15 protein-coding genes are annotated in these 14,287 nt (G+C 68.8%); 9 read left to right on the top strand and 6 right to left on the bottom strand.

Features of this window, described 5'->3' with window-relative positions; all coding sequences use genetic code 11:
• Positions 1-92 precede the first annotated feature (92 nt).
• Positions 93-1,724, top strand: coding sequence for a putative bifunctional diguanylate cyclase/phosphodiesterase (locus LK533_RS01165; protein ID WP_229360812.1), 1,632 nt, complete (start codon positions 93-95; stop codon positions 1,722-1,724).
• Here LK533_RS01165 and LK533_RS01170 read toward each other — a convergent pair.
• From LK533_RS01170 to LK533_RS01185, 4 genes are read right to left on the bottom strand one after another with little or no spacing between them, the layout of a single operon-like run.
• On the bottom strand, positions 1,697-2,905 hold the full coding sequence (locus tag LK533_RS01170; protein WP_229360814.1) for a CCA tRNA nucleotidyltransferase: 1,209 nt from the start codon (positions 2,903-2,905) through the stop codon (positions 1,697-1,699). The two genes, LK533_RS01165 and LK533_RS01170, sit on opposite strands and share 28 nt — an antisense overlap.
• A complete protein-coding gene (locus LK533_RS01175; RefSeq protein ID WP_229360815.1) occupies positions 2,893-3,486 on the bottom strand; it encodes a CoA pyrophosphatase in 594 nt (197 codons plus the stop codon). The genes LK533_RS01170 and LK533_RS01175 overlap by 13 nt, the downstream gene beginning before the upstream one ends.
• The gene (locus tag LK533_RS01180) at positions 3,483-4,052 is read right to left on the bottom strand and encodes a DUF1285 domain-containing protein (protein WP_229360816.1); all 570 of its coding nucleotides are present in this window, start codon (positions 4,050-4,052) and stop codon (positions 3,483-3,485) included. The genes LK533_RS01175 and LK533_RS01180 overlap by 4 nt, the downstream gene beginning before the upstream one ends.
• Positions 4,053-4,102: 50 nt before the next feature.
• Positions 4,103-4,615 (bottom strand): GNAT family N-acetyltransferase, encoded by a 513-nt coding sequence (locus tag LK533_RS01185; RefSeq protein WP_229360818.1) that lies wholly within the window; start codon positions 4,613-4,615, stop codon positions 4,103-4,105.
• Between the two features lie 158 nt (positions 4,616-4,773).
• Between LK533_RS01185 and LK533_RS01190 the strand changes: the two genes are divergently transcribed.
• On the top strand, positions 4,774-5,145 hold the full coding sequence (locus LK533_RS01190; protein WP_229360820.1) for a dihydroneopterin aldolase: 372 nt from the start codon (positions 4,774-4,776) through the stop codon (positions 5,143-5,145).
• Positions 5,142-5,924 (top strand): SDR family oxidoreductase, encoded by a 783-nt coding sequence (locus LK533_RS01195; RefSeq protein ID WP_229360821.1) that lies wholly within the window; start codon positions 5,142-5,144, stop codon positions 5,922-5,924. The genes LK533_RS01190 and LK533_RS01195 overlap by 4 nt, the downstream gene beginning before the upstream one ends.
• Positions 5,925-5,947: 23 nt before the next feature.
• Here the strand turns inward: LK533_RS01195 and LK533_RS01200 are convergent, their stop codons facing one another.
• Positions 5,948-6,814 (bottom strand): hypothetical protein, encoded by an 867-nt coding sequence (locus LK533_RS01200; RefSeq protein ID WP_229360823.1) that lies wholly within the window; start codon positions 6,812-6,814, stop codon positions 5,948-5,950.
• A gap of 223 nt (positions 6,815-7,037) precedes the next feature.
• Between LK533_RS01200 and LK533_RS01205 the strand changes: the two genes are divergently transcribed.
• The 4 genes from LK533_RS01205 (at position 7,038) to LK533_RS01220 (ending at position 9,609) form a co-directional block, all read left to right on the top strand.
• Positions 7,038-7,721 carry an energy transducer TonB gene (locus tag LK533_RS01205; RefSeq protein ID WP_229360824.1) on the top strand — a complete coding sequence of 228 codons (684 nt, stop codon included), beginning with the start codon at positions 7,038-7,040 and terminating at the stop codon, positions 7,719-7,721.
• Between the two features lie 77 nt (positions 7,722-7,798).
• Complete coding sequence (locus tag LK533_RS01210) at positions 7,799-8,605, top strand: MotA/TolQ/ExbB proton channel family protein (protein WP_229360825.1); 807 nt, start codon at positions 7,799-7,801, stop codon at positions 8,603-8,605.
• 70 nt (positions 8,606-8,675) lie between these two features.
• Positions 8,676-9,155 (top strand): ExbD/TolR family protein, encoded by a 480-nt coding sequence (locus LK533_RS01215; RefSeq protein ID WP_229360827.1) that lies wholly within the window; start codon positions 8,676-8,678, stop codon positions 9,153-9,155.
• A gap of 28 nt (positions 9,156-9,183) precedes the next feature.
• A complete protein-coding gene (locus LK533_RS01220) occupies positions 9,184-9,609 on the top strand; it encodes an ExbD/TolR family protein (RefSeq protein ID WP_229360829.1) in 426 nt (141 codons plus the stop codon).
• A 1,100-nt stretch (positions 9,610-10,709) separates the two neighbouring features.
• Here the strand turns inward: LK533_RS01220 and LK533_RS01225 are convergent.
• On the bottom strand, positions 10,710-12,773 hold the full coding sequence (locus tag LK533_RS01225) for a TonB-dependent receptor (RefSeq protein WP_229360830.1): 2,064 nt from the start codon (positions 12,771-12,773) through the stop codon (positions 10,710-10,712).
• Positions 12,774-12,920: 147 nt separating this feature from the next.
• On the opposite strand from LK533_RS01225, the gene LK533_RS01230 reads away from it, so the two are divergent.
• Both LK533_RS01230 and LK533_RS01235 read left to right on the top strand, forming a co-directional pair.
• Entirely contained in the window at positions 12,921-13,910 is a 990-nt protein-coding gene (locus LK533_RS01230; protein WP_229360832.1) for a cysteine synthase A, read from the top strand.
• A 48-nt stretch (positions 13,911-13,958) separates the two neighbouring features.
• Entirely contained in the window at positions 13,959-14,276 is a 318-nt protein-coding gene (locus tag LK533_RS01235; RefSeq protein ID WP_229360834.1) for a hypothetical protein, read from the top strand.
• The last annotated feature ends 11 nt before the right edge of the window (positions 14,277-14,287 follow it).

Here is a 14,287-nt window from a genome sequence, read left to right on the forward strand (position 1 = left end):
CGACTTCGATGGTGCTGCTTTCGCGAATGCGTTCTACTTGGGGGGAGGTTGCCGATCATCGGCAGCCGGCGAGCGGGAGCAGAGGGGAAGCCATGGCGAGCGAACCGCCGCTCCTGGACGTGTTGCCGATGCCGGCGGCGGTCGCTGCCCTGCGCGACGAGCGGGTGACGCTGGTTCGAGTCAACACGGCCTTCCGGAATATCGACGCGGATGCGGGGCCCGCGGGTGCGCTCGACTGCAGCGACATGCGCGCCCGCATTCACCGCTTCCTGGAGGGCGATGTGCCGCGGGAAGCGTTCGACTGGACGCTGGGGCAGGCCGTTGACGCGCGCTATTATCGTGTCGTGCTGACCCGGCGTGCCGGTACCGCCTTGCGCCGCTGCCTGGTGTCGCTGATCGACCGCACGCCCGAAGAGCGTACCGAACACAGCCTGCGCCGTGAAATGGCGATCGATGCGCTTACCGGACTGCCCAATCGCGCCGGCTTCGAGGATCGGCTGGAAGAGGTTCTGGCGAAGGGTGGGCGCGCGCACCACGCGGTCCTCGCCCTCAACCTCGATCGGTTCAGCCGCATCAACGCGTGCCTGGGGGGCATCGTCGGCGACGAATTGCTCATTTCGGTCGCACGTCGCCTGAAGGGGGCGCTGCGCCAGCCGGACGTGCTGGCGCGCACCGGCGGCGACGAGTTCGCGATTCTTCTCGCCGGGGTGGAGCGCAACGACGACGCGGTCGAAGTCGCCGAGCGCATCCGCGGCGCACTGGCAAGCCCGTTCAGCCTGTCCGATTTCGAAGTGCGCATTGGCTGCTCGATCGGCATCGCACTGGGTGCGAGCCTGTCGGGCGACCATGAGGATCTGGTCCGCCACGCGCAGTTCGCCGCGAAGCGCGCCAAGCGCACGGGCTTTCCGGAAATCTATCGGTCCGAAGCCCTGGACGTGATGCGCGCCGAATTCTCGATCGAGACGGAGCTGCGGCGCGCGATCGAGGCGGGTGAGCTCCACCTCAACTTCCAACCGATCTGCGATCTCGCCACAGGCCGTATCGTCTCGCTGGAGGCGCTTGCGCGCTGGCGGACCGAGGCGGGGGAAGAGATCTCGCCGACCCGCTTCATCCCGGTGGCGGAGGAGGCGGGGTTGATCGTCCCGCTCGGCCGCTGGGCGCTGGACGAAGCGATGCGGACGCTGGCGAGCTGGGACCAGACCCACGGCGGGGATTGCGGCGTCGCGGTTGCGGTTAACCTGTCCGCCGTCCAGCTTCAGCGCGACAACATGGTGGGGTTGGTCGAACGCACGCTCGCTCGCCACCGGCTCGCGCCGCGCCGGCTGACGATCGAGCTTACCGAAAGCGCGATCGTCAGCGACCGCGATCATACAGCCGACACGCTGCGCGCGCTGAAGTCGCTCGGCACCACCCTCGCGATGGACGATTTCGGCACTGGCTATTCCAACCTGGCCTATCTCCAGAGCCTGCCGATCGACCTGCTCAAGATCGACCGCAGCTTCGTCTCGGGCATGCTCGCCAACCGCGACAAGGTGGCGATCGTGCGCGCGGTGCTGAGCCTGGCGCAGACATTGGGCATGCGCACGACCGCCGAGGGGATCGAGACGCTGGAGCTGGAGCAGACGCTGGGGGCGCTCGGCTGCGATTACGGGCAGGGCTATCTGTACGCCCGCCCGCTCGACGCCGATGCTGCCTATCAGCTGCTGGTCGAACGCAACCGCTGATCCAGTTCCCCCTGCATCAGCGCTTCGACTCGGGCGGCGTCGGGGAAGCCCTCGGCGATCCACTGGTCCTCGATCCGCCGCAGCAGACGTGCCACGTCCGGGCCCTTGCCGACCCCGCGCGCTACCAGCGTGCCGCCGGTGAGCGGAAACTGTGGCCGCACCCAGTCGAGCAGGTCCGCCACCGCGCCGGCGGCATCCTCCGCATTCGAGAGCAGCAGCCGGTCGACCGCGCCTTCGGTGCCGATGCGATAGGCGAGCGCGCGCGGTGAGCCGAGGCCGTCCGTGCCAGCCGCAAGCGCCAGTCGCTTGCGCTGCATGTTGGAGAGCTTCAGCCGGGCGCCGACCGCCTCGAGTGCCTCTGCAGGTACCAGTGCGACCAGGCGGCGGATCGCATCGGGGGCGATGCCGCAGGCGGTTTCGCGCGCAGCCAGGCGACCCAGGCGCGCAACACCGCCGGCGTCGATCTCCGGCAGCACGGGCACGAAGATGCCTTGTGCCTGCATCAAGCCCACCACCTCAACTGCGGAGCGCGCGACCAGCAGCTTGAGCAGCTCGTCGGACACCCGTTCGCGCGACAGCGCCATCAGGTCGTTGGCGCGAGCGATGCAGGCGGCAAGACCTTCCGGATCGGGCGTGTCGCCGAAGCGCGCTAGAAAGCGGAAGAAGCGCAGGATGCGCAGGTGATCCTCGGCGATGCGACGCAGCGGATCCCCGATGAAGCGCACCCGGCCGGCGCGCAGGTCGGCGACCCCCTCGAAGTAATCGGTGACCCTTCCGGTCGCCATGTCCGCATAGAGCGCGTTCATGGTGAAGTCGCGCCGCGCCGCATCCTCCCGCCAGTCGTCGGTAAACGCGACGGTGGCGTGGCGGCCATCTGTCGCGACGTCGCGGCGCAGCGTCGTCACCTCGACCGGGCCGCTTTCGAGAACTGCGGTGATCGTGCCGTGCTGCAGGCCGGTGGGGACCGCACGAATGCCCGCCTCCTTCAGTCGCGCGAGCACGCTCTGCGGACCATGGGCGGTCGCCACGTCGAGATCGGCAACGGGCAGCCCAAGCAGCGTGTCCCGGACGGCGCCCCCGACGTAGCGTGCCTCACCAAGGTCGCCGCCGAGGGCGCGGGCGAGTTCGCTCAGGCCGGCGCGGGCCTGCCAGTCGGCGGTGGGCAGGGTCAGCGCGTCCACGCCAGCCTCCGCGACAGATTGACCAGCATGGCTGCCGTAGCGCCCCATATCCTCCAGCCTTCGAACCAGATTTCGTAGTAATGCCGTTCGCGGCCGCGCCAGGTGGCGTGGCCTTTCGCGTAGTTCGCCGCGTCGAGCACAAAGGCGAGCGGCACTTCGAATACCGCAGCGACCTCACCCGGACTGGGCGCAAGCGGCAGGTCGGGCGCAACTACGCCCACCACCGGCGTGACGGTGAAGCCGGTCGCCGTGCGATACCGGTCGAGGCTGGCCACCACCTCCACGGCCGCACGCGGCAGCGCCACTTCCTCCTCCGCCTCGCGCAGCGCCGCTGCGACCGGATCGGGATCCTCCGGGTCGATGCGGCCACCCGGAAAGGCGATCTGGCCGGCATGGTTGCGCAAGGTGGTGGTACGCTGCGTCAGCAGCACGCCCGGTTCTGCGCGATCGGTGACCGCGACCAGGACTGCCGCCTCGCGCCACTGCATGGCCGCCATCTCGTCGTGATCGAAATCACCGGTCAGGAGCGGGGTGTCACTGGGCTGCGCCAAAGCCTGGCGCAGCCGTTCGGCCAGGGTCATGCGGCGTCGAGCGGAAAGAAGCTGCCCGCGCTCCAGACGCCGGGGACGGGATCCTGCCCCTCCCGCGCCAGCGCCCGGTCGACGAGTTCATAATAAACGGGGCGGGCAATCCGCGCGTCCATGCCGCCCCGCACCACCAGATAGGGGAGGGGACCGTCGGGACCCTTTTCGAAGCGCAGCGGATGGGCGGCATCGGCCAGCACCAGCTCGCCGGTGTTGAGGCGGAAGATCAGCCGGCTGTCGCTGCCTTCGCCCTCGGCGCGCACCTCGCTCGCGACGAAGGGCGCATCCTCGACCGTGATCGACAGCTTCTCGACCGGGGTCACGAGCACATAGCCGCCATCCGGCTCCCGACGCAGGATGGTGGAGAACAGCCGCACCATCGATTCGCGCGTGATCGGCGCGCCTTCGTGAAACCAGCGGCCGTCGCGCGCGATGGTCATGCCGCTCTCGCCGCAATGCTCCGGATTCCAGCGCTCGACCGGGGGCAGCCGGTCCTCTTCCATCAGCTGCGCAATCTCTGCGAGCGAGAGGGCGGCGAGGTCGGGGAGCGGGCGCATCGGCATACGCCCCTTCGATGGCGGTCCGGCGCCGCTGGCGCAAGCCCGTACGACGTTCAGCCAGGCAGCGGTCGCGCCTGGAGCACACCTGCGCAGTCGGGCACGGCCGAGCCGCGCGCCAGCAACCGATGCGCCTCGAACGGCCCGGGGAGGCGCCATCCGCTGGTCTTCGCCGCATCGAAGCCAAAGAAGCGTCCGTAATATTCCGGATCGCCGATCAGCATCAGCGGCAGCGAGTCGGCACCGCGATCTGCGGCATCGAGCATGTGGCGCATCAGCATGCGGCCGATGCCGCCCTGCTGCACCGCCGGCTCCACCGCCACGGGCCCCACCATCACCATCGCCACCCGATCGCCTGCGTCGCAGGCAAGCGCCACCGGCCAGCACTGGATGGAGCCGAGCAGCCCGCCGTCGTCGTCGAGTGCCGCAAAGCTGAGATCGGCAAGCGCCTGGGTGCCGATGCGCACGCGATAGGCGGTGCGCGCGTGCCGACCAGGGCCAAAGGCGCGATCGAGCAGCGCCTCGACCTGGTCCGGGGCGATCTGGGCAAGCGGCACGACATAGGTCACGGGAACGGACAACTCCTGCCCGGCGGACTGGCGGGCGCGCGCCTTTAGCTCCCGCGCCTGCGGACGCAAAGCTGAATCGCAGGCGCGCCTGCGCCAGCGGCTTTCGATCGAGCGTCCATCTGCTAGGGACGGCGGCGAACCATAAGGAACCCCAACCGGTGCGCGACCTTCTTCAACTGCAGGTACATGACTTCGAAGTGCAGGTGCTGACCGGCGTCTATTCGGAGGAGACGCACCTGCCGCAGCCGCTGCGCATCTCCATGACGGTGGACCTGGACTGCCCCGAGCATTTCGCGCCCGACACGCCGCTGTCGGCCTCCAAAAGCTATCTCGACCTGAAGCATGCCGCCAGCGAAGCGCTGCCCCAGGGCGTGCATTTCACGCTGATCGAAGGGGTTGCGGACCATATTGCACGCACCTTGTTCATCTCGGACCCGCGCGTGCAGCGGGTGGAAGTGGTGATCGTCAAGCTCGCCATTGCCGAGGCAGGCGAGTCGATCGGGATCCGGCTGGTCCGTTACCGTCCGTGAGCGCGGCTGCCGCGGATCGCCCGCTCGCGCTGGTGACCGGCAGCTGCCGGCGGCTGGGTGCGCAGATCGCGGCCCGGCTGGGGGAGGCGGGCTATGCGCTCGCGCTCCACGCAAGCGGCGACGGAGAGCCGGAGGCGGATCTGCTGGCGCGACTGGAAGCCGCGGGCGCGCCCTGGCGGCGCTTCGTGGCCGAGCTCTCGGACGCGCAAGCGGTCGAGGCGCTGGTGCCGGCGGTCACCCGCCACTTCGGCCGTCCGATCGCGCTGCTGGTCAACAATGCGTCCTGTTTCCGCGCGGACGATGCCGCGATGCCGAGCATGGACGCGCTGACCCGGCACTTTGCGGTGAACGCAGCCGCGCCTTTCGCGTTGGCGGCGGCGGTCGCTGGCCAGGCCGGGCAGGACGGCGCGAGCGTGGTCAACATCCTGGACCAGCGCGTCGTGCAGCCGCCGGCGGATCAGCTGGCCTATTCGGTGTCAAAACAGGCGCTGGCGGAGATCACGCGAACGCTCGCCTTTGCCCTTGCGCCCAAGGTCCGCGTCAACGGCGTCGCGCCCGGGCTGACGATGCCGACCTCGGACTATTCGGCACAGCAGGTGGAGCGACTCGCCGGGCTGATGCCGCTCGCCTGCCTGCCGGAGCCGGACGACATTGCGGATGCGGTACTGTATCTGGCGCATGCGCGCGCCACCACCGGCCAGCTGCTGTTCGTCGACGGGGGCGCGAACCTGCGCCGGTTCGAACGCGATTTCGTGAACCTGGCCCGCAACGGCGCCTGAGCGCCGCCGCGGGAGCTTTCGGATCAGAAGGCTGGGGCGGGTGCGGTCCGACAGGGGCCCAGCGCGCGCAGCACGAACTGGTAGTCCTCGGACGCGAGTCGCGCATTGTCGCCCTCCTGCGTCTCCAGCGCCGACGCCGGCAAGCGGCGCGGAAGCCCGCATGCGAGTCGATACCAGCCCAGCGTATCGGGCTGGGGCGGGCCTGCATCCTCGTTGACGATGTCGCCGAACGAGACGGCCCAGCGCTGCGGCTGATTCGGGCGGCGCAGAACCAGCAGCGACACCGGGTCGCCGGTTTCGGTCTTCAGGAAGATCTGGGTCTCGCCCTCGCCGGGCAGCGTGCCGACGACGTGGAATGCGTTGCCGATCCCAGTAATCGCCGGGGGGGCAGCCGGGTCGAGAACCTCCCGCACGACACCGCGCACGCGCTGGTCGAGCGCCGGGCTCCAGCTGCGCTGGGCGTCGAGCTGGACGAGCTGCACCTGGTCGGGACGCCCTGCGACCGGGCGCGCAAAGATCAGCACGCGGGCCTTCTTCAGATTCGGCGCGCGGCCGCGAAAATCCAGGGGCACGTCAACGAGATAGCCGATTCGGGCGGGCATCGCGCCCGATCCGCGGATCAGCGCGCCGACGTCCGCCTCGACGTAGAAGCGTGCGGCATTGGCGGCGACTCCAGCGGCCTCTTGACCCTTGATCCGGGCGGCGCTGCGGACCGTCACGTCGATCACCAGCGGTGCCTGGAGCACCAGATCCGCGACCTCGGCATAGGGCGCGCTATCCTGCGCTGCGGCCGCATTCTGCTGCGCAAGCGCGGGAAAGGAGGCGGGGGTGGCAAGCGCCAGTGCTGCGCATGCGGAGAGTGAAGAAAGTCGAAACATGGTTGCCAGCATCTACGCGATCTTGCAGCATCGACCTAGACCGATTCAAGAGACTGGCGCCGGTAGGGGATGTTGCACTTTTGTTGCGTGCGACAAAGCGTTTGCGTCCCGGAAAGTGCCACGATAGAGAATCGGCGGTGTTCCCAGCAGCGCTACGGCGATGGTGCGGATGCAAGGTCGCGGTTGCGAACGCGCTCCGCATCATTCGGTGAGGCTAAAGGAGTTTTGTTGCTGAATGGCCTATGCTGATCAAAAAGCGGGTCCTGGGCGCATCGTTGCAATCGCCGTCGTGGCGTTGCTGCACGTGCTCATTGGGTACGCATTTATCTCTGGTCTCGCGTACAAGTACGTGAAGAAGCAGGTGGAGGACCTGGATACGTTCGACATCGTCGAGCCGCCGCCCCCGCCTGAGGAAGTTCCGCCGCCGCCACCGCCGCCGCCGGATCAGCCGCCGCAGTCGCCGCCGCCGGTGGTGACGCCGCCGCCGATCGTGCGCGTGCAGACGCCGCCGCCGGTGGTCATCCAGTCGGTGACGACCCCGCCGCCGACCTACAATCCGGTCCCGGTCGCAGCGCCGCCCGCGCCGCCGGCTCCGCCTGCGCCGCCGGCTCCGCCTGCGATCAGCAAGAAGGCGGGCCTGAAGGGCAATCCGGGCCAGTTCTTCGGTCGTGATGCATATCCGCCGTCGGCCGTTCGCGAGGGCGCCGAAGGTCGGGTCAGCGCGAAGCTGACCGTGGGCACCGATGGCCGAGTGACCGATTGCGTCGTCACCTCCTCGAGCGGAAACTCCGCGCTGGACCAGACGACGTGCCGGATCTCCAAGAGCCGTGTGCGGTTCACGCCGGCACAGGACGCAGCGGGCAATCCGGTCGCCTCGTCCTATCCGCTCAGCGTGACCTGGAAGCTCGAAGACCAATAATCGACCAAGGCCCGGCGCCGCGGCGCCGGGCACCTTAGAACCATTCGCGCATGCTTCTGTAAGGGATACATCTCACAATGCTCACCAACATCTTTGCTGCCGGGGCTCCTGCCGGCGCTCCGAACTTCGGCTTCTGGGAAGCGCTGCAGCAGGGCGGTGCCATCGCCTGGACCGTGCTCGCGATCCTGGTCATCATGTCGGTCGGCTCGTTCTACATCCTCTTCACCAAGCTGTTCGAGCAGCAGAAGATCATCAACCAGGCGAAGCGCGTCCGTGCGTCGTTCTGGCAGTCGAACTCGCTGCGCGAAGGCGCCGCCAAGCTCGACAAGAACTCGGCCTATCGTCAGATCGTCGACGACGGCCTCGCCGCTCAGGAGCAGCACGCCAAGCTGACCGACCCGGTCGAAGCGCATGACTGGCTGCACGGCTCGCTGGCGCGTTCGGAAGCCGCGATCAACTCGAAGCTCGGTGCGGGCCTCGCGTTCCTCGCGACCGTCGGCGCGACCTCGCCGTTCGTCGGTCTGTTCGGCACCGTGGTCGGCATCTACCGCGCACTGGTGAAGATCGGTGCTGCCGGTCAGGCCGCCATCGGCGACGTCGCCGGCCCGGTCGGTGAAGCGCTGATCATGACCGCCATCGGTCTGGTCGTCGCGGTTCCCGCCGTGCTCGCCTACAACTGGCTGCAGCGCCGCAACAAGTCGATCGCAGAGGACCTGTCGGCCTTCTCGAACGACGTGCTGGGCTTCCTGGCTTCGAACGGCGCCGTCCGTCCGGCGCTCGCCGGCAAGGGCACCGTTGCTTCCAAGCCGGCCGTGACTGCGACCAAGCCGGTGACGGGCACCACCACCGCCGGCCAGACCGGTGGCGTGCCGCCCCGTTCGTAAAAACGACACCTGCCCGCCGGGCCGGTTGGCCCGGCGGATCACGTGACGAAAACGAGAATAGGATAGCCTTATGGCGATGAGTGTTGGCGGCGCCGGATCCGACGAAAAGCCGCTTTCGGACATCAATACCACGCCGCTCGTGGACGTGATGCTGGTGCTTCTGATCATCTTTCTGATCGCGGTGCCGGTGGTGGTCCAGTCGGTCGAACTGCAGCTCCCGAAGGTGGAGTTCGAGCCGACGACGACCAAGCCGGAGAATGTGTCGCTTTCCATCCGCGGCACCGGCAGCGAGTGCCAGGTCTACTGGAACCTCACTCCGGTCAGCAGCGGCGAACTGCGCGAGCGCGCCGTGAAGAAGCTGGAAGACGAAGTTGCGCGCCAGGGTGGCCCGAACGCTCCGGGCGTCGAGCTTCCCGAGGTGCACATCCGTGGGGACGTGAACACGCCGTATCGCTGCATCGGCGGCACCATCTACACGATGCAGTCGGCGGGCTTTGCCAAGGTCGGCTTCATCTCGGAGCCGGAGCCGGGCGCCAGCCCCCGTCTCTGATGCCGGCGTAATCGAGGAGTAGTCTCACATGGCAATGAGTGGCGGCCGCGATGACGGCGAGCCGATGATGGAAATGAACACGACGCCGTTGATCGACGTCCTGCTCGTGCTCCTCATCATGTTCATCATCACTATCCCGATCCAGACGCATGCGGTGAAGGTGGATCTGCCCCAGCCGGATCCGAACAACCAGAACGTGGTCGATTCGGAAAAGAACAAGGTCGCGATCTCGGCCGACGGCGTGGTCACCTGGAACGGTGCCACCGTCGACGAGGTGACGCTGCGTCAGTACCTCGATCAGACCGCGGCGATGTCGCCGGAGCCGGAACTGCACTTCCAGCCCGACGCCGCCGCCCGCTACGAGGTGGTGGACGGCGTTCTCGCGATCATCAAGCGGTCCAACGTGACCAAGCTTGGGTTCGTCGGCAACGAGCAGTACCGCAACGACTTCTGATCCGGCGACCCGGACCAGAAAGCGAGCGAAAGGCGCCCGCGCGGAATCCCCGCGCGGGCGCTTTGCGGTTGGGGAGACCGCAAAGCGGTGCCGGGCAGCCTGTCGGACGGGGCGCGATCTTTCGGCGCATCGCCCCGATGACCTCGCAACAGGCGATGCGCATGGTGCAAGCTCCGGAGCGCCGACGACCGGCAGAGGGGCCAATCCGGAAGATTTCTCCAGCTTGCGCCCCGCCGGCTGCCGTCCAGTACCAAGCGAGACCAGGAAGCAGATCGCAAGGAGCGCCGCACGGAGGTGCAATCCGTGGCCGGCTCGCGTCCGGTTCGCCGCCGCCACGAACTCCGGCGACCACTGCAGCCTGAAGACCAGCACCGCGGAGCCGACAGTCGCCAACTCCGACACATTCGTGACAAGCCGCAGGAATGTGCGGAATTCTGACGCCCGCCGGGCTCCGGGCCAGGCGGCGCCCCGGCGCATCGCGCCATCGAACCTCCGGCGCCTGTACGGATACCTGGCGGACAGGGCCGCGCGCGCGCCTGAGCGCCTGCCCGTGCTGAAACACGGAGCGGCATGCTGAGCTGCCATTCTGCTACCCCCGAGCGAACGGCAAGTATCTTCTGCCGTGCTCCGTTTGCAGTCTGACGACTGCAAACGGCCTTTCTCCTACTCCAGGGCAGACGGGGTCAGGGCGTTACGCGCGAGCCGCGGTTCTGCATGGCGCCGGATCCACGCGTGCGCAGGAATGGGGCAGCTTTTGAGAGAGCCGACGCGTCTTGCGCAGGGGCCTCGCTGACGTTGCGGCGCGTGGGGCGGCGCTTCGCCCGCTCTCGCGAGCCTCTCTTCTGCATCCGCTGGCGTTGCGGAACCTTCGCCCGCGGCAGGACGACCCCGTCGAAGCGCTCCGCATCTGCGCGCAGGCAGCGATCCAGCCCACGCAGACCAACGGCGTGCAGAACTCGTGGCGGCGGGCTCCTTCCGCGGCAGGAGCCCGACAAAAGCTCCTGCAAAGGCTTTGCTTCCGACAGACCACGCGAGCGGGAGGGGCGCACGCGAGCCTGGGCGCGTGCCCTTGCACCCGGGGCTGCTGGTGCGCGCCGCGGTTAGCCCCGGTAGCGCAGCCCCAGCCACAGTGTCCGCGGCGACGCGCGTTCGATGATATCGGCACCGCTGATGCCCGTCTCGACGCGCTCGTTGAACAGGTTCTCGCCGCGCAGTTCGACCGAGAAGCCCGCCTTGATCGGCGCTGCAAAGAAGGCGTCCACCGTGGTCGCGGGCGCCAGCGCGTCCTCGTTGGCGTCGTCCTCGAACTGGCGGGCGGCGTGGCGCAGAGTCAGCGCGGCGCCCCAGTCGCCCTGCCGCCAGTCCACCGTCGCCGACACCAGGTCGCGCGGGGTCTGCGCCGGCCGCAGCCCGTCGAGCGCGGCGGCGGCACCCGAGGCCTCGACGCGCGGGTCGGTGTGGGACCAGGAGACGCGCGCGCCGATCGGACCGGGGCGGTAGGAGGCGTCCAGCTCGAACCCCTTGGATTCGATCGCGTCGAGGTTGCGCCGCACGCGATAGGTGCCCGCGGCCGAGACGAAGCCCACGCCGGGGAAGGTGCCGGGGCCTTGCCCTTCCGTCACATTGGCGATCGCATCCTCCAGGCGGTTCCAGAAGAAGGTGCCCGACAGCTGCATGCCCGGCAGCGGGGTGAGGGTGATCCCCCCTTCCGCGCCGGTCAGCCGCTCGGGAGCCAGCTCCGGATTGGCGGCGGTCGCGTCGGCTCCCACCCGGTACGGGCGGTACAGCTCGTTCAACGTGGGCAGGCGCCAGCCACGGTAGGCGGCGGCCCGCACGGCAATGGCGTCGCTCGCCTGCCAGGCGATGCCGGCGCGGCCGGTCGCCTCGCTCCCGTCGCGGTCGGCGAAGTCGGTGTCGGTCAGCGCCGCGCCATCCGCCAGCGCGCGTTCCTCGATCCGGCCATTCTCGATCCGCCACCAGTCGATGCGCCCGGCGAGCGACAGGGTGAGTTCTCCCAACTGCGCCGATCCGTCCGCGAACAGCCCCATCGTCTGGGTACGGCCGCCGGTCTCGCGCCGCCGCGTCGGGCTGCCGTCGACAAAGGTGTAGCGTTCCTGCGTCTTGCCCTCCACCGCGCGCACGTCGCCGCCCAGCCGCAGCGACAATCCGGCGCCGACTGGAGGCGCGACCTCGAACCGCGCGCCCAGGCCGGTGGCGGGGACGTTATACTGGTCGAGCGACTGGGTGGCGGTGGTGCGGGTCGCATCCACGCTCGCAAAGCTGCTGGAGAAGGCGCGGGTCTGGACATAGCCGAGCGCCGACCAGCCCCAGCGGCCACGCCCCACCAGCCGCACGCTGGCGTCCGCACCCTCGCCGCTGTTCTCGGTGAAGGCGGTGCCACGCTCGCGTTGGTCGGAAAAGGCGCTGACGTTGACCTGCACCTCGGTGTCGGGGGCGATGCCGATGCCGGCGCGGATTGCGCCGGACGCCTGTTCATAGGGCGCCGCGCGGTCGGCGGGGCCGCGGTCTTCCGCGATGGTCGGCACAAAGCCATCGCCGCGTGCGTAGGCGCCGGACACCGTCGCAAAGCCGCTGCCGCGCACCAGTGTGGCCGAGCCGTTCGCTTCCACCGAATCGCGACTGCCATAGGCAATGCTGCCGGTGAGTGGGGAGAGCTGGTCGGGGGTCGCGCTCTCCAGTTCCACCGTGCCGGCGAGTGCGCCCGGGCCCCAGAAGCCGCTGCCGCCGCCGCGAGTCACCCGGATGCGCCCCAGCCGGTCGGTCGCATAGGCGGGGAAGGTCACCCACCCGCCGAACGGATCGGACTGCGGCACGCCGTCGAGGATCAGCAGCGCGCGGCTCGACGCATTGCCGCCGATGCCGCGCAGGGACAGCCCCTGCGCGGTCGGATGCGAGGAGCGCGAGTCGGCGCGGCGGAACTGCTGCAGCCCGGCAACGTCGGTGAGCAGCGTCTCCAGCCGGTGGCTCGCCTCCGACAGGATGCGCGCGCGGTCGATCTCCACCACCGCGACGGTCGCCTCTGCCGGGGTTTCCAGCCCGCGGCCGGTGACCACCACCTCGTTGGTTGGCGGCGCGGCCTCTTGCGCCGCGGCGGCGGCAGGCGCGCACGCGACCAGCGCGGCGAGGGAGTGCGACAGCTTCATGCGTTAATTCCTCTGGTATCCGGGGCGCGCCCTATTGCGTTCGGGGCCCTAATGCGAACCGGAAAACAAATTTGGCGTCATCGGCGGTTGGGCGGTCCCTAGCATCGCTTGCTTGTGCCCGCTGCGGGGACGACCCATGTAGCGGCCATGCACACCGCTCCCCATTCGCTCGCCCTGATCGGCAACACTCCGCTCGTCTTGTTGAAAGGTCCAAGCGAGGCCGCGGGCGCCGAAATCTATGGCAAGTGCGAGTTTGCGAACCCCGGTGCCTCGGTGAAGGATCGCGCGGCGCTGTCGATCATCGAGGATGCGGAGGCGCGCGGGCTGATCGCGCCCGGCGGCACCATTGTCGAGGGGACGGCCGGCAACACCGGCATCGGACTGGCGCTGGTTGCCAACGCAAAGGGGTATCGCACCATCATCGTGATGCCGGAGACGCAGAGCCGCGAGAAGATGGACACGCTGCGCGCGCTGGGTGCCGAGCTCGTGCTGGTGCCGGCGGCGCCCTATTCGAACCCCGGACACTTTGTGCACACCTCGCGCCGCATCGCCGAGGAGACCCCGAACGCGATCTGGGCGAACCAGTTCGACAACATCGCCAACCGCCGCGCGCACATCACCGGCACCGCGCCTGAGATCTGGGAGCAGATGGACGGGCGGATCGACGGCTTTACCTGCGCGGCCGGGACGGGGGGGACGCTGGCGGGCGTCGGCCTGGCGCTCAAGGAGCGTGATCCCAACATCACCATCGCGCTCAGCGATCCGCATGGTGCGGCGCTCTACGAATATTATGCCTGTGGCGAGCTCAAGTCGGAGGGAAGCTCGGTCGCGGAGGGCATCGGCCAGGGGCGGATCACCGCCAATCTGGAGGGCGCGCCGATCGACACCCAGTTCCGGATTTCGGACGCGGAGGGCTATGAATGGGTCCGCCGCCTGCTGGACGAGGAGGGAATCTGCGTCGGGCTGTCGTCGGGCATCAACGTCGCGGGCGCGGTGCGGCTTGCGCGGCAGCTCGGCGCGGGCAGCCGCGTCGTGACCATCCTGTGCGATACCGGCTTTCGCTACCTCTCCACTCTCTACAATCCGGAGTGGCTGGCGGCGAAGGGGCTGGTGCCGGCGACCGCCGCTGCGGCCTGACGCCAAAGGTCGACAGTGGCGGACGATTCGCGTAGTTCTTCCACAAGCATGCCGGGTGCCAGTGAACAGATGAGCGCGATGCAGCGCGTGCGGGTCGGCATGACCGGCCTTGCCGTCGTGCTGATCCTCATCCTGCTCGCCAGTGCGCTGGTCAGCTCCGCGCGCAACGATGCGCCAGTCGTCGCGGTAGGCGTTCCCAATGTGGAAACGGTCGCCAACATGACCGGTGCCGACGAAGGCGTGAGCACGGCCGACGCCGGCCGCGAGCCGCTGGCGGAACTCGGTATCGCGCCGGCCGCCACCAACAGCATCGCACCGCCCGCCAAGCTCGCGCCGATGGAGCCCCCGGCTTCGTTGCAGCCCTGAGCGGCAGGCTT

Origin of the sequence: Sphingomonas sp. PL-96 (assembly GCF_020707215.1) — a bacterium.
Lineage (GTDB): Bacteria > Pseudomonadota > Alphaproteobacteria > Sphingomonadales > Sphingomonadaceae > Sphingomonas.

Bases quoted from the DNA above. Each gene is read 5' to 3' on its own strand.
- LK533_RS01225 (WP_229360830.1), bottom strand. From the start codon at position 12,773: ATGAAGCTGTCGCACTCCCTCGCCGCGCTGGTCGCGTGCGCGCCTGCC.
- LK533_RS01210 (WP_229360825.1), top strand. From the start codon at position 7,799: ATGCTCACCAACATCTTTGCTGCCGGGGCTCCTGCCGGCGCTCCGAAC.
- LK533_RS01235 (WP_229360834.1), top strand. From the start codon at position 13,959: ATGCCGGGTGCCAGTGAACAGATGAGCGCGATGCAGCGCGTGCGGGTC.
- LK533_RS01165 (WP_229360812.1), top strand. From the start codon at position 93: ATGGCGAGCGAACCGCCGCTCCTGGACGTGTTGCCGATGCCGGCGGCG.
- LK533_RS01220 (WP_229360829.1), top strand. From the start codon at position 9,184: ATGGCAATGAGTGGCGGCCGCGATGACGGCGAGCCGATGATGGAAATG.
- LK533_RS01175 (WP_229360815.1), bottom strand. From the start codon at position 3,486: ATGACCCTGGCCGAACGGCTGCGCCAGGCTTTGGCGCAGCCCAGTGAC.
- LK533_RS01200 (WP_229360823.1), bottom strand. From the start codon at position 6,814: ATGCTGGCAACCATGTTTCGACTTTCTTCACTCTCCGCATGCGCAGCA.
- LK533_RS01205 (WP_229360824.1), top strand. From the start codon at position 7,038: ATGGCCTATGCTGATCAAAAAGCGGGTCCTGGGCGCATCGTTGCAATC.
- LK533_RS01180 (WP_229360816.1), bottom strand. From the start codon at position 4,052: ATGCCGATGCGCCCGCTCCCCGACCTCGCCGCCCTCTCGCTCGCAGAG.
- LK533_RS01230 (WP_229360832.1), top strand. From the start codon at position 12,921: ATGCACACCGCTCCCCATTCGCTCGCCCTGATCGGCAACACTCCGCTC.
- LK533_RS01215 (WP_229360827.1), top strand. From the start codon at position 8,676: ATGGCGATGAGTGTTGGCGGCGCCGGATCCGACGAAAAGCCGCTTTCG.